The organism is Pseudomonas sp. YQ_5, assembly GCF_043103305.1.
GTDB classification, from domain to species: domain Bacteria; phylum Pseudomonadota; class Gammaproteobacteria; order Pseudomonadales; family Pseudomonadaceae; genus Aquipseudomonas; species Aquipseudomonas putida_Y.
Genome location: NZ_JBICJS010000044.1, coordinates 244,165 through 258,337, shown reverse-complemented (window position 1 = coordinate 258,337; position 14,173 = coordinate 244,165). Strand labels below are relative to the sequence as shown.

General features: G+C 63.4%; 14 protein-coding genes and 1 pseudogene. 10 read left to right on the top strand and 5 right to left on the bottom strand.

Annotated features, from left to right (window positions below; translation table 11 throughout):
* From ACF8EA_RS09380 to ACF8EA_RS09360, 5 genes are all read left to right on the top strand, one after another.
* Complete coding sequence (locus tag ACF8EA_RS09380) at positions 1–1,479, top strand: PepSY domain-containing protein (protein ID WP_392521957.1); 1,479 nt, start codon at positions 1–3, stop codon at positions 1,477–1,479.
* Between the two features lie 306 nt (positions 1,480–1,785).
* A complete protein-coding gene (locus ACF8EA_RS09375; RefSeq protein ID WP_010954210.1) occupies positions 1,786–2,076 on the top strand; it encodes a cytochrome c5 family protein in 291 nt (96 codons plus the stop codon).
* Between the two features lie 127 nt (positions 2,077–2,203).
* Positions 2,204–2,584: a DUF2946 family protein gene (locus ACF8EA_RS09370; protein ID WP_275967110.1), complete on the top strand. Its 381-nt coding sequence runs from the start codon at positions 2,204–2,206 to the stop codon at positions 2,582–2,584.
* Positions 2,585–2,694: 110 nt separating this feature from the next.
* Positions 2,695–4,611: a TonB-dependent receptor domain-containing protein gene (locus ACF8EA_RS09365; protein WP_392521707.1), complete on the top strand. Its 1,917-nt coding sequence runs from the start codon at positions 2,695–2,697 to the stop codon at positions 4,609–4,611.
* A gap of 54 nt (positions 4,612–4,665) precedes the next feature.
* On the top strand, positions 4,666–5,097 hold the full coding sequence (locus ACF8EA_RS09360) for a copper uptake system-associated protein (protein WP_392521706.1): 432 nt from the start codon (positions 4,666–4,668) through the stop codon (positions 5,095–5,097).
* A gap of 227 nt (positions 5,098–5,324) precedes the next feature.
* Here the strand turns inward: ACF8EA_RS09360 and cydB (ACF8EA_RS09355) are convergent, their stop codons facing one another.
* The 5 genes and pseudogenes from cydB (ACF8EA_RS09355) to ACF8EA_RS09335 form a co-directional block, all read right to left on the bottom strand.
* Positions 5,325–6,434: a cytochrome d ubiquinol oxidase subunit II gene (gene cydB / locus ACF8EA_RS09355; protein WP_392521704.1), complete on the bottom strand. Its 1,110-nt coding sequence runs from the start codon at positions 6,432–6,434 to the stop codon at positions 5,325–5,327.
* A gap of 303 nt (positions 6,435–6,737) precedes the next feature.
* Positions 6,738–6,983 (bottom strand): annotated as a pseudogene (locus ACF8EA_RS09350) (LysR family transcriptional regulator); the annotation flags it as partial.
* 73 nt (positions 6,984–7,056) lie between these two features.
* Positions 7,057–7,632 (bottom strand): putative natural product biosynthesis protein, encoded by a 576-nt coding sequence (locus ACF8EA_RS09345; RefSeq protein ID WP_275967114.1) that lies wholly within the window; start codon positions 7,630–7,632, stop codon positions 7,057–7,059.
* Between the two features lie 77 nt (positions 7,633–7,709).
* Entirely contained in the window at positions 7,710–8,099 is a 390-nt protein-coding gene (locus ACF8EA_RS09340) for a DUF2946 family protein (protein ID WP_020193612.1), read from the bottom strand.
* 166 nt (positions 8,100–8,265) lie between these two features.
* Entirely contained in the window at positions 8,266–8,643 is a 378-nt protein-coding gene (locus ACF8EA_RS09335) for a DUF2946 family protein (RefSeq protein ID WP_020193613.1), read from the bottom strand.
* 288 nt (positions 8,644–8,931) lie between these two features.
* On the opposite strand from ACF8EA_RS09335, the gene ACF8EA_RS09330 reads away from it, so the two are divergent.
* From ACF8EA_RS09330 to ACF8EA_RS09310, 5 genes are all read left to right on the top strand, one after another.
* Entirely contained in the window at positions 8,932–10,347 is a 1,416-nt protein-coding gene (locus ACF8EA_RS09330; RefSeq protein WP_392521702.1) for a cytochrome ubiquinol oxidase subunit I, read from the top strand.
* A 1-nt stretch (position 10,348) separates the two neighbouring features.
* Positions 10,349–11,356, top strand: coding sequence for a cytochrome d ubiquinol oxidase subunit II (cydB, locus tag ACF8EA_RS09325; protein WP_392521701.1), 1,008 nt, complete (start codon positions 10,349–10,351; stop codon positions 11,354–11,356).
* 12 nt (positions 11,357–11,368) lie between these two features.
* Entirely contained in the window at positions 11,369–11,509 is a 141-nt protein-coding gene (locus ACF8EA_RS09320) for a DUF2474 domain-containing protein (protein WP_392521956.1), read from the top strand.
* Between the two features lie 101 nt (positions 11,510–11,610).
* A complete protein-coding gene (locus tag ACF8EA_RS09315) occupies positions 11,611–12,018 on the top strand; it encodes a DUF2946 family protein (protein WP_392521700.1) in 408 nt (135 codons plus the stop codon).
* A 78-nt stretch (positions 12,019–12,096) separates the two neighbouring features.
* Positions 12,097–14,148 carry a TonB-dependent receptor gene (locus ACF8EA_RS09310; protein ID WP_392521699.1) on the top strand — a complete coding sequence of 684 codons (2,052 nt, stop codon included), beginning with the start codon at positions 12,097–12,099 and terminating at the stop codon, positions 14,146–14,148.
* The last annotated feature ends 25 nt before the right edge of the window (positions 14,149–14,173 follow it).

The following is a 14,173-nucleotide window of genomic DNA, read 5'->3' as shown; positions in this document are numbered from 1 at the left end:
GTGAAGCGCCAGCTGTACCTGTGGCACCGCTGGCTGGGCATCGTCGCCTGCCTGTTCATGGCGCTGTGGTTCGTCTCCGGGGTGGTCATGCTGTACGTCGGTTACCCCAAGCTGACACCGGCCGAGCGCCTGGCCCACCTGCCGGCTTTGCCGGCGGGGTGCTGCGCCGAGTTGCCCGAGCATTGGGCGCAACAGCCGCTGAAGGCGCTGCGCCTGACCAGCCTGGGCGGGCGCGCGCACTACGTGCTGGAACTGGCCGACGGTCGCCGCGTCATCCTCGATGCCGCCAGCGGCGAGCCTCTGGCTCGGGCCGACGCAGCCTGGGTCCTGGCCAATGCCCGGCAGTATGCCGGTGACGCCGCCAGGTTGGCTTACCTGGGCACCGTGGACGAGGACATGTGGACCCACTCCAGGGCATTGGATGGCGACCGCCCCTTGCATCACGTGCAGGTAGACGATACAGCCGGCACCTGGCTTTACCTGTCCAGCCGCACCGGCGAAGTGGTGCGTGACGCCACCGCCCAGGAGCGTGCCTGGAACTGGGTCGGTGCATGGCTGCATTGGCTCTATCCGCTACGGGGCGGGTTCGGCTTCGACAACGGCTGGCGTAACCTGGTGATCGGCCTGTCCCTGGCCGCAACGGTCATGGCGCTCCTGGGCATGACCGTTGGCATACTGCGCCTGCGGCTGCGCAAGCGCTATCGCAGCGGCTCGTGCAGCCCCTACCCTGGCGGCTGGCTGCGCTGGCACCACATCGGCGGGCTACTGTTCGGCACGGTGCTGGTGCTGTGGGTATTCAGCGGACTCATGTCGATGCGCCCCTGGGGTGTAACCGACAGTCGTTCGCAGCTGGCCCCCCAGGCGCTACGTCAGGGGCCACTACGCGCGATGGATATCGGCCAGACGGTTGCCCAGGCCATGGCCAGCCTGAGCCAGGAGCCTGGGTTCAACCCTGTCGAGATCCAGTGGCAACGCCTGGGCGGCGACACCTTCCTGGTTACCCGCAATGCCGCCGGCGATAGCCGGATTCTGGAAGCCGGCGCGCCGTCGGCGCGGGCCTTGTCCGAACGACGCTTGCTGACAGCAGCCCGTGCGATGGCGGCAGGCGTCGTGGTACAGGCCAACTGGCAAGGGCACTATGACGCCTACTATTTCACCCGTGACGCCCAGAGCATGTACGGCTTCCAGAGCCGCCCACTGCCGGTACTGCGCCTGCGCTTCGACGACCCCGCCAGCACGTGGGTCTACCTCGACCCGGCCAGCGCAGAAGTGGTAGCCAGCCACGATGCCAGGCAACGCACCGGTCGCTGGCTGTTCAACCTGTTGCACAGCTGGGATCTGCAGCCACTGCTGCAAAGGCCGGTGTTACGCGAAGGCCTGATCATCGCCTTGAGCATCGGCGGCCTGGTGGTTTCACTCAGCGGCGTCGTACTAGGCTGGCGAAGGCTACGCAGAATGACCGCTCGAGTTCGCGGTTGAGCCTCCTTTCGTGTTTCGCAGCGGCCTGAGCGATTGCCGCTGATCACTGAAAAAACAAAAGCCGGGACGGTAATGCGCCCCGGCTTTTGTTTGACCCGATGAAAACCCTGCCAAGAGTAAAACACCGGATCAACTTCAACGTAGCACGGCACCTGCAAGCCGCCACCCTGCGACAGTTCGCCGCACTCTGCCAGCCAGACCGGTAGATGAAGCCCTGACACCGCGCATGCGTCAGAACGTCGCACCTGACAGGGATAACCACGCTCTTAGACTCTGCCTTCCAATAAAAAACCTGAGAGGTCGGTCATGAAGAAAACACTGGCAATGCTTGCTTGCCTGGCAACCGCCAGCCTGGCTCAAGCAGCCCAGGACCCGGAGGCGGTCTTCAACCGCGCCTGCCAGATGTGCCACAACGGGCAATTGCCAATGGCGCCGAAGAAAGGTGACCACGAGGCCTGGAAGCCACGGCTGGCCCAAGGCAACGATGTACTGGTGAAGCACGTCACCGAAGGCTTCAACGCCATGCCGCCGCGCGGCCTGTGCATGGACTGCACCGCCGACGATTACAAGGCCGTAATCGACTACATGTCCAAGTGATTCGTGCGCCAGGGACGCGCCAGGTACTGTGCGCCCCTGGCAACCTGGTCGCACCTAACCATGATGGGCGGCGTTGCTGGACTCGCGCCTCGCCATTTTCAATCACAGCGAACACCGGGCAAAGGATATGCATCGAGCAGCAGGACGTCGCCGCGCACTCAGCTGGGGGATCTACGCCTGCGTGTTGTTCGCAGTGCTGCATTGCGGCCTAGGGCATGGTCAGGCCAGCGGCTTGATGCTCAACGGTGCAGGTGGCACTTTTTGTAGCCACTTGGCGACTGCAGCCAGCGCGGTCAGTTTCGACAAAGGGCTCGGCGCCGCCTTGGCTGGCGTATCCACCATCGATTGCCCGCTGTGCAACCATGCGGGCTTGGCAATCACCCTGCAACTGGTGGGCGTGGCATTCGCCCGACAAGCCTGCAAGCCCTTACTGCCCATCTTCCCCGCCACCTGGCCTCGCCTACGCTGGCTTGCAGCCAATCCCCGTGCCTCCCCCGCCCTGCCCTGAATCAGCCCGATAGTCGCACCATGCCCTTGGCGCTTATTCACATGGGGTGTCGCCGAGTGCGCGGACCACGGCTCGCCTTGCAACTTTTGCATTCAGGAATACCCAGAGCAATGAAGAACAAGACAATCTGCTGCGCAGCCGCACTCGCCCTTTCCAGTGGTACCGCACTGGCCCAGACCGACAGCGTGGAGCTGCCCGAAACCACGGTGGTCGGCACTTCGGTCATCGACCAGAACACGGTCGACAGCTTCGGCAGCCTCACCACCGTGGTCGGCCAGGAGCAGATCCGCGACCTCAACGCGCTCGACCTGTCCTCCGCGCTGCGTCGTACACCTGGCGTGGTGGTGTCGCGCTTCAACCCGGTCGGCTCGTTCGGCGGTGCCGAAGGCGGCGCGGTGTACATACGCGGCATGGGTGCCAGCCGCCCGGGCAGCGAGATCAAGACCTACATCGATGGCGTTCCCTTCTATATGGGCGTCTGGGGCCACCCGCTGCTCGACCTGCTGCCGATCAACGCGATGCAGAGCATCAGCGTGTACAAAGGCCCGCAGCCGCAGAAGTTCGGCAACACCTTCGCGGCCATCGACCTGACGCCCAAGGTTGCCGAGCAGGGCGACAACCACCATGGGGAGCTGCAACTCACCGGTGGCAGCTTCCGCACGGCCACCGAACAAGCCAGCCTGATTGGCCGCGAAGGCGATTTCGACTACCTGCTGGCCCAGGGGGCAGCCCACTCGGACGGTGACCGCAGTGACGGTGATGGCCGGCTGAACAATGGCATGGCGCGCTTGGGTTATCGGCTGAACGAGAACTGGAGCACTGGCTTGTTGGTGCTGCACGCCAACAACCAGGTCTCCGACCCCGGACAGAAAGGCCTGCCGGAAACCAAGAATGGCGAGTTCAATACCCGCGGCACGCTCGCTTCGCTGTCATTGGCCCACAATCACGAATGGGGCGATGGCAGCCTCAAGGTCTACCACAACGAAGGCCGAGGTTCGGCCCTTGACCAGACCGGCCTGGACGGCGACACCACCAGTGATTTCACCCTGCAGGGCATTCGCTGGGAAGAGCAGCTGCGCCCCTGGCAAGGCGGCGAAGTGGCCTTGGGCCTGGACATCGACGAGGGCAAGGGCGAAGTCCACTTCAAACGCATCGCCCCGGCGCCACAAGCGAAGTTCGACGCGCCCACCCTGCGCGTGACATCGCCGCACGTCGCCGTCAGCCATGCCTTTGCCCTCAACGACACCTGGACCCTGACCCCGTCGGCCGGCGTACGCACGTATGAGCACAACGTGTTCGACAACGCCACCGCCCCGCACGCGGGCCTGCTGCTGTCATCGAACAATGTCGAGTTCCGTGCCAACGCTTCGCGCGGCATCAACTACCCAGGCCTGGAAGCTTCGGTGATGTCGAGCCTGATTCCGGCGCTCGGCGAAACCTGGAAAGACCTCAAGCCCGAGAAAGTCGACCACCAGGAACTGGGCGTGCGCTTCAACCCGATCGACAGCGCTACCCTCGACCTGGCGGTGTTCAAGGACAAGCTGCAGGACCGCTACCTGTTTGCCTTCCCACCGTCGGTGTCGCGCCCGTCGTATATCAACCTGGGTGATTACAACATCAAGGGCGCCGAGGCCACCTGGCAGCAACGCTGGACCAGCAACTGGAGCAGCTTCGTCGGGTTCACCTGGCTCGACCCTTCGCTCAAGACCCTGCCCTACGCACCGCAGAAATCGCTGTCGCTGGGCACCACCTACGAAACCGGGCCATGGCGCCTGTCGGCTGATGCACAGTACCAGAAAGACATGTACGTGCTGGCCGAGGAACGCACCGCCGGCGCCAGCAACTTCTCCAAGGTCGACAGCTTCACCGTGGTCAACATGCGCGTAGGTTATGCCGTACCCGCACTGGGCAAGGTCGGCGAAGTGTTCGTCGCCGTGGAAAACCTGTTCGACCGTGACTACGCCTACCGCATCAACTACCCGATGCCCGGCACTTCGGCGCAACTGGGTGTGAAGATGGGCTTCTGAGCCCTCCCCTGACGCTGCCGGCCTGCACCGGCAGCCCTTTCAAGGAATACGCGCATGAAAGCACCGATTCTCGCCCTGCTGCTAGCCTGCAGCCCACTGCTGGCCGTGGCCGATACCGCCAGCGAGCAGCAGAGCATTCAGCAACTGATGCGACACAACTTTGAACGCCCGGATGCGCCGCTGGACGTTGGCCCAGTTACCGTCCAGGGCGACCATGCGATAGCCGGCTGGTTGCAAGACCAGCGTGGCGGCCGCGCCTTGCTGCGTAAAGGGTCCCACGGCTGGCGCGTGGTGTTGTGCGCAGGCGATTCGCTGCTCGACCCGGCGACCCTGCGCAGCGCCGGGCTCGCCGAGCAGGACGCCCAGCAGTTGAGTCAGGCAGTGCTTCAGGCCGAAAGCAACCAGCCGGTGGATCGGGTCAAGCAGTTCGCCTTGTTCCAGGGGGTGGTCAAGGTCGACAAGGATGCCGCTCACGGCAATCACTGATCCCCTTCTCCAAGGGCCGGCACTCGCTATCCGCAAGCCGTCGGCCCTTTCGTCGGCACTGCCTTCTTTCGCAGCGACTGGCATGCGACTCGCCCTGATGGACGAAAAGCGTTCGGGCTGGCGAGGCCAGCGATGCACCTGCGCTGGCCTCGCGGCTATGCCTGCCGATTCCACCGGGTGCCTAGCATGCGGTATTGATAACGCCTTGGTTTTTTCCCCGCGCCCACCTACAGGATCGGCCTGGGGCTGTGCTGAAAGCTGTCCGCGACAGCGACCTGAGACAGCCGATTCCGGCTCCCGAGGCCGGCGCCTACCGTATAGGCCAGTAACATCGGCATCAGCACGCTGGCGAATATCAGCATCATCCCCATCATCTTTTCGCCACTTGCGGCATTCCACACGGTCAGGCTGGCCGACAGTTGCACGCTCGAAGGTACGATGAAGGGGAACAGTGCAACGCCAACACAGCACAGCATCGCCGTGATCGTCAGCGCGCTTGCGACCACCGCCAGACCTGCGCGCCCCCGGGCTGCGGCGCACAGGCTCAAGATCGTGCCGCCGACGGCGAGCACTGGCGCCAGAATGGCAGCAGGCCATGCTCGGAAGTTGGCCTGCCAGCCGGTATTGCCCGGCAGCACCACCCACTGGCCCGGCATGCACAAGGCAGCAGAATGGCCTCCCTCGGCAAGCGTGTAACCGCGCAGGTCTGCCGCCAACCATAGTGCAGCCGTTGAAAAACTGATCAAGAACACGACCCCTGCGCGACATGCCAGCTGGCGTGCGGCCGGGCGCAGGCTGCCAGCCCCCCGCAGCATGGCCCAGGTGGCGCCCAACTGGCAAAGCATGCTCAGGCTGACGAGCCCCACCAGCAGCGCGAAAGGCCTAAGCAGCCCGGACAACGTGCCATGAAAATGACTCACTTGCCCAGCACAGCGACTGAATGGCATACCGAGCAACAGGTTGCCGAGCACGACTCCGATCAGCATCGCGGGCATCAGCCCGATAACCTGCGCAGTCCAGGTCCGCAGCGACCGGGTGGCCTGCCCACAGGGTTCACACCTCAACGCAAGCACGCCGATTAACCCGCCCAGGCCAGGCAACCAGCCGACCGTAGGCCAGGCCGCCGAAAGCGTGCAGGACAACGCCAGCAACCACAGCAGCTTGATACGCCTGGGCAGGCTCGCGGGTCGAACCGGTTGCAGCGCCGCTCCGCTCTGCCCCTGCATGAATGGCAACAATACTCGCGCCCCCAAATCCAGGCCTTCGACTATCACCAGGCCGATCAGCAATGCGCCAATCAACAGCCACCATATGAATTTGAGCAGTTCGTGATCCATGGCTGGCCCTCCTGCAGGCAAGAAAACGGCCCGTCCGATTGGAGGGCCGTTGTCGTATGCCTGTACTGCACCGTGGATGGGAAAACGGCAAGACAGGCACCCCGCCATGCTAGGCGCAGGTAGCGACGGCCCCAACTGCGACCTTGCGCCACACACCCAGGCACGTGCCCATGACATGGGCATCTGCATACTGCCCCGGCTCCTGGTGTGACGGTCTGTCGCAGCCTGCGCGGCGTAATGGCCTTAGCAGCACAGATCGTGGGCTTGTCTGGTCGCGGGCAGGTCCAGCAGCTGTTGCTGCACCTCACTCTCGGCCTTTTCTACCAGCTCAAGAATGAGCCGGCAGCGCGCCAGATAACGCTTGCCGGCTTCGGTCAGCGCGATGCGTCGGGTGGTGCGGTTGAGCAGGCGAATGCGCAGGTGAGTCTCCAGGTTCGACAGCATCCGGGAAACGCTGGCCGTGGTGGTGTCCAGGTATTCGGCCGCACCCGTCAGGCTGCCAGCCTGAACCACGCAGTTGAACGCGCGCATGGCTTGAAGTACATCCATCGTCGGTAACCTCATGTTGGAGCTTGGGCAAAGGGTGCAAGGACGGCGTCCGCCGCCGTCAACTGATCAAGGTTTAGCCGGGCACCGGCAGCCAGCGCCTGAAGCTACCTGCGCCTTTGCCATCGAGCGGGCTCCAGGAGAACTCCCAGGACGGTGGTGGCAGGTCCTCACCCTCCTGGGCCGTGAACGGGGTCGAACGGAACCCCGGCTTCCACTCCACGATCCGTTCGATCATGGGCTGCCACGCGAGGATCAGGCCACGGGCCTGGGACACATCGGTCGTTACCCAGAGCGCAGCGGCCGCCACCATGAACGCCTCAATATGCTCTTCGGTCACCCGGGCCTGGTACGGCGAGCTCAGCAACCAGCGGCAAACGCTGATGTAGTACGTCCAATCCAGCGCCGGATGGTGTCGGTAGGCCCAAGTCATGAAGCGTCGGAACAACTCAAGCCCCTCTGGCGGGTCGAGCTTCAGCAAGCCTGGGCAAACATCGAATAGCGTGTGCCAGTAAGGCAGCAGGCGCGCATCGAGGTTGACGAAGCTGCGGGCATTGCAGGGGTAATCGGGAAACGGCAACAGGAAGTCGCCAGTGCGCGACGGGCGAACGGAGGGTTCCAGCAACGCTGAAGCGTTCAGGGTACGAGACATCGTGTGCTCCTGGGTACGGCTAGCCATCGGCAGGCCGACGCCCCGCTTTTAGCGGGTGCGGCCTGGGTCCTTGCAGGTCAGGCGATCGCTTTCGGGGAGGCACGGGGGTTGATCGACGGCCAGCAGTGCCGGGGCGAATGCACCAGAACAGCGGGTTGCTGGTCGACAGGCAGCACAGGCAGGGCAAAGCCGGCCAGGATCAACGAGGCAGGCAGTGGTGCAGGGCCGCCTTGGGCGCAGCAGCAATGCCCGGGGGCGGACGTCTTCGGGCTAAGGTTGCCGTCCTTGTCCAGCATGGCCGGCTGTACGCCGCCCGAAGAGCAATAACTGCCCGCCAGCAACTGTGCCAGGCTCAGGTCGCCCAGGGTACTGGCCATGGGCAATGCCAGTACCTTGAGCAGCATGGCGAGCAGCGCGGCGACCCAGAGGTTATCCCAGGTGCGTGCGCGCAGGCCGCAATGGCGCATGTTCACGCCTCGCCAGGTAGCGCGGGCGTGGAGATTGGACAGGTCATGAGGGCTTCTCTCCAACGACGGTCAAACCAACCGGCAGGCGCATACCTGAGCATGCACCGTGGATCCGGCGTGTTGAAAGCAGGCACAGGCCTGCCACGGCGCCTAGGCGCAGGTAGCGTCAGAGAGGTGAAGCGCGAGGGTTGGACGAAGGCCAGCAATAGCGCGGAGGCGCTTGGCTGCGGACCTCGCGCATGATCGGGCGGCGGTTGGCACTGGCCAGCAGCCAGGCGACACCGATCAGGAATACCAGGGTAAGAAAAGCCGCCGAGCCCATCGGGCAACTGAACGGAATGCTCAGGTCGCCCGCAAGGGCGCCGTCCTGCTTGGCCTTCAGTGAGCCGGTATCGCCACCTAAGCTGCAGAACGCACCGCCGAAGCCATTCAGCGCCAGCCCCAATGCCTGCCCGTGGGCAAGGCCACAGCCAAGTACATTGAACAGGACACAGAAGTACAGTGCCCAGGCAATGAGGGGACGGTTTGAAGGCAGACGGTTCATGGGCGGCGACTTTAGCATCGAAACCGGCCCCGTAGAAGCATCACCTCCGCCCTGCCCCCTCTGCGACAAGCCGTCACACCCGGCGCGGTTGGCCTCGATTCACCCGCGCAGGTGGCCCGCAGGGACAGATTGTCGCAGTTGGTCACACCCGCCACCGTCCTTACAGTGGCGCCGCCATCGCAATGGCCCGAGTAATTCCCCCAGAAACCAACGCTGAGCCGGCCAGGACCCGGGCTCTGCTTCCCGAAACCGGCGCCGAGGTGCGCCACCCTGTGAGGCCCCATCATCATGAGCGTGCTCGAGGCGCTAGACCTGGCTCGAATCCAGTTCGCCTTCACTGTTTCCTTCCATATCCTGTTCCCTGCCATCACCATCGGCCTTGCCAGTTACCTGGCAGTGCTCGAAGGCCTGTGGCTGCGAACGAATCAGCAGGTCTACCGCGACCTCTACCATTTCTGGTCGAAGATCTTCGCCGTCAACTTTGGCATGGGCGTGGTGTCCGGCCTGGTCATGGCTTACCAGTTCGGCACCAACTGGAGCCGGTTCTCCGACTTCGCCGGTGCCATTACCGGCCCGTTGCTGACCTATGAAGTGCTCACCGCGTTCTTCCTGGAAGCAGGTTTCCTTGGCGTCATGCTGTTTGGCTGGAACCGTGTCGGCCGTGGCCTGCACTTCTTCTCCACGGTGATGGTGGCGCTCGGCACGCTGGTCTCGACCTTCTGGATTCTGGCCTCCAACAGCTGGATGCAGACGCCCCAAGGCTATGAAATTGTCGATGGCCGGGTGATTCCGGTGGACTGGCTGGCAGTCATCTTCAACCCCTCATTCCCCTACCGGCTGATGCACATGGCCACTGCCGCATTCGTGGCCACGGCATTCTTCGTCGGCGCTTCGGCGGCCTGGCACCTGCTGCGCGGGCGTGACAACCCAGCTATCCGCAAGATGCTGTCGATGGCCATGTGGATGGCCCTGATCGTAGCGCCGGTGCAGGCGGTCATCGGCGACTTCCATGGGCTTAACACCCTCAAGCACCAACCGGTGAAAATCGCGGCGATCGAAGGCCACTGGGAGAACAAACCTGGTGAACCGACCCCTCTGATCCTGTTCGGCATCCCCGACATGCAGGCCGAAACCACCCGCTTCAAGATCGAGATCCCCGCCCTCGGCAGCCTGATTCTGACCCACAGCCTGGACAAGCAGGTACCGGCGATGAAGGAGTTCCCGCCTGAGGACCGGCCCAACTCGACCATCGTCTTCTGGTCGTTCCGGATCATGGTCGGTCTCGGCTTCCTGATGATCTTCGTCGGCCTGTGGAGCCTGTGGCTGCGCAAGCGCGGCACGCTCTACACCTCGCGCCCGTTCCTGTACCTGACATTGTGGATGGGGCCGTCGGGACTGATCGCCATTCTCGCAGGCTGGTTCACTACCGAAATCGGCCGCCAGCCGTGGGTGGTGTACGGCTTGCAGCGCACTGCCGATGGTGTGTCGAACCATGACGCCACCCAGCTCAGCATTACCTTGGTCGCGTTCGTGGTGGTCTATTTCGCCCTGTTCGGCACAGGGCTCGGCTACATGATGCGCCTGGTACGCAAAGGGCCTAAACCTGGCGAAGGCGACCAACACACCCCAGGCGGCCCAGGCCAGCAACATACTCCGGCACGGCCGCTGTCCGCCGCCGACGATTACCAGGCAGAGGTGAACTGACATGGGCATCGACCTTCCACTGATCTGGGCGGTGATCATCATCTTCGGCGTGATGATGTATGTGGTGATGGATGGCTTCGACCTGGGGATCGGCATGCTCTTCCCCTTCGTCAAGGACGCACGTGACCGGGATGTGATGATGAACACCGTCGCCCCGGTATGGGACGGCAACGAAACCTGGCTGATCCTTGGCGGTGCAGCCCTGTTCGGCGCCTTTCCGCTGGCCTACGCGGTGGTGCTGGAGGCGCTCTACCTGCCGCTGATCCTGATGCTGATCGGCCTGATCTTCCGGGGCGTGGCCTTCGAGTTCCGTTTCAAGGCCAAACCCGCCAAGCGTCACCTCTGGGACAAGGCCTTCATCTGGGGCTCGCTGGTCGCGACCTTTTCCCAGGGTGTTGCCCTGGGCGCCTTCATCGAAGGCATCAAGGTGGTCGAGCGCAAGTATGCCGGAGGCGCGCTCGACTGGCTGACCCCCTTCAGCCTGTTCTGCGGGCTGGGCCTGGTGGTCGCCTACACCCTGCTCGGTTGCACCTGGCTGGTGATGAAGACCGAAGGGGCGCTGCAGCAGCGCATGCACGATGTTGCCAGGCCGTTGGCGCTGGTGCTGCTGGGGGTGATCGCCGTGGTCAGCCTGTGGACACCGCTGGCCTACCCGCAAATCGCTGCCCGCTGGTTCAGCATGCCCAACCTGCTCTGGTTCATGCCGGTGCCGATCCTGGTGTTGGTAACGTGCTACGGGCTGCTACGTGCCGTGGCGCGCAACGCGCACTACACGCCGTTCTTGCTGACCCTGGCCCTGATTTTCCTGGGCTACAGCGGCCTGGGCATCAGCCTGTGGCCAAACATCATCCCGCCGTCGATCAGCATCTGGGAAGCCGCAGCGCCGCCGCAGAGCCAAGGCTTCATGCTGGTGGGCACACTGTTCATCCTGCCCATCATCCTCGGCTACACGTTCTGGAGCTATTACGTGTTCCGCGGCAAGGTGACCCATGAAGACGGCTATCACTAGGAGCACTACGTGATGACACCCGATGTGAAGCAACCGATGTGGCGCCGACTTACCTGGCTGGTGCTGATCTGGGCAGTCAGCGTGGCGGCGCTGGGTCTGTTCGCTTGGCTGATCCGACTGTTCATGATGGCCGCCGGCATGCGCAGCCATTGAGCCCTCGCCGTGGTGCGCCTGCGACAAAATGGCGCACCATGGAACTTGTACAGCCCGCAACGGATGCGGCTTAATGCGCGCCATATTCGCTCGGGTGACTCATGCTTTCACGTGCACGTGCACATCTTTGTCTGTTCGCCTGCCTCGCCGTGCTGTTCAACCTGCTGGCGATGCCGCTTGACCGTGCCTTGCAATCACCCCGCATCGACAGCCAATCGCTGATTCTCGGCAGCTTTTGCAGCCTGCACGGTGCACAGAGCCTGCCCAAGTCACTGCTGGCCCAGCTCAAGGCCGAGCTGCCGCAACTCGACGATCAGCCGGACATGAAACACCAGGCGGGCGACTGCTGCTGTGGTCACGCCGGGCATGCCTTGCTGACCAGCGACTATTATCGCCACCTGTTCCCCCGCTATTGGCCCGACGCACTGTTGCTTGGTAACAGCCACAGGCTGTCGCTGCCGCGCGAACAGTGGCCAAAGCTCAATCCCCGCGCCTCTCCCTTGGCCTGACCTGTCGTTGCTTGCCCACGGCTGCCCCGTGACCTGCGGTGCGCAGCCTTGCCCGACTGTCTGACCAGGAAACCTTCCATGCCTGCGTTCCGTTGCACCGCACGCGCTGTCCTGCCCGTACTCGCTGTGTTCAGCCTCAGCCCGCTGTCACTGGCCGTTGCCGAAACTTTGCCTGCTGAAAACTCCACCCTCACCCTTGGCGCGGTCAACGTGACCAGCACCGAAAGCGGCCCTCTGGCCACCAGCAGCGTGCTCAGCTCGGTGGACATCCTGGGCGGTGATATCCTCGAAAAAATGCCCGTGACCTACAGCTGGGAACTGTTCAGTCGCGCGCCAGGGGTGATGCTGACCGAGTTCAACCAGGGCACCACCTCGGGCAAGCTGTCGTTTCGCGGCTTCAATGGCGAAGGCGAAGTGAACGCGGTCAAGTTGCTGATCGATGGCATCCCCAGCAACACCAACGACGGCAACATGCCCTTCATCGACTCGGTGTTCCCCATGGACATCGACAGCATCGAAGTGGTGCGCGGCACCAGCGACCCGCGCTATGGCCTGAACAACATCGCCGGTAACGTCAATATCAACACCCGCACCGGCGGCAACTACAACAAGGCGCGCCTGCGCTACGGCAGCTTCAACACCCGCGAGGTGCAACTGGCCAAGGGCATCGAGACCAGCAACTGGACGCAGAACTACTTCTTCGCCCGCCAGCAGGTCGACGGCTACCGCGACCATGCCGACACCGAGCGCTACAGCTTCGGCGGTAAATGGTTCTATACCCCTGACGATGGCAGCTATCGCCTTGGCCTGATCGCGCGCCACTACGAGTCCGAAGCCCAGGAGGCCGGCTACCTGACCGAGGATGACGCCCGCCATCATCCGCGCATGAGCAATGACTACAACGCCACGGACAAAGGCACGCGGCGAATGAACCAGGTCAGCGTGCACTTCGACACCGACCTGGCCGAGACCCTGTCCTGGTCGGCCAAGACCTACCTCAACACCTATGACGACCGTCGCTGGACGCAGTACTGGCGCACCAGTTCACAGCAGGAACGCGACACCTACGAGGACCAGTACGGCGCCATCACCTCGCTGACCTGGCGGCCACAGGTGGACTGGCTGCACGCCTTTGCACTGGAAGGTGGCAGCGATGTGCAGAAGCAACAGAACCGCAGCGAGCGCTACCGTACCGTGGAGCGTGTACGCCAGGCGCAGACACGCGACCAGGACTTCGACTTCAACACGGTCGGCGCCTATGTGCAGGCGGAGATCGAGCCATTCGAATCGCTGAAGATCGTACCGGCCTACCGGGTGGACAAGATCAGTGGTGACTTCACCAACAAGATGACCGGGCAGGACTACGACATAAATGACTACGGCCTGATCAAGCAGCCCAAGCTCAGCATTGTCTATTCGCCATGGAAGTTCGCCAGCGTCTACGCCAACTGGGGCCGCACCTTCCAGGTCGGCACCGGTGCGGCGGCCTACAAGGTGCCGCCGCGCAACGAGGACCTGGACCCTTCGATCAACGAAGGCTGGGAAACCGGCATCAAGTTCACCCCGGCCAGCTGGGTCGATGGCCGCGTGGCCTACTGGCGTCAGGACGCCTCTGGCGAAGTGAGCCGCCGCCTGAACGACCCCAGCGGGGAGTCGGACAATGTCGGTGAGACACGCCGCTGGGGCTACGACCTACAGGTCAACTTGCACCCGGACGAACGCACTGAGGTATGGATGTCGTACTCCTGGCAGTATTCCAAGATCCTCGAGCCCAGCAGCGCGTTACCAGGCAGCAAAGGCCAGGAAATCGATCACGTGCCACACCATCTGTGGAACACCGGCATCAGCTACCAGGCCACTCCCGCGCTGCAGCTGACTGCCTGGGCGAACGGGCAGACCAACTACTACCTGGAGCGGGAGAACACCCAAGGTACGTATGGCGGCTACGTACTGATGAACCTCGGCGCGACATACAAGCTCAGCGAAACCATGAGCGTGGACCTGCAGTTGAAGAACCTCACCAACCGCTACTACGAGTACGTGTGGTACGACCCGGACGGTGCGGATGCTTCCCTGCACTCCCCGGGTGACGGTCGTGCGCTGTATGCCGGGCTGACATTGGACTTCTGAGTAACGGCCCTTGGGCCGATCGCGT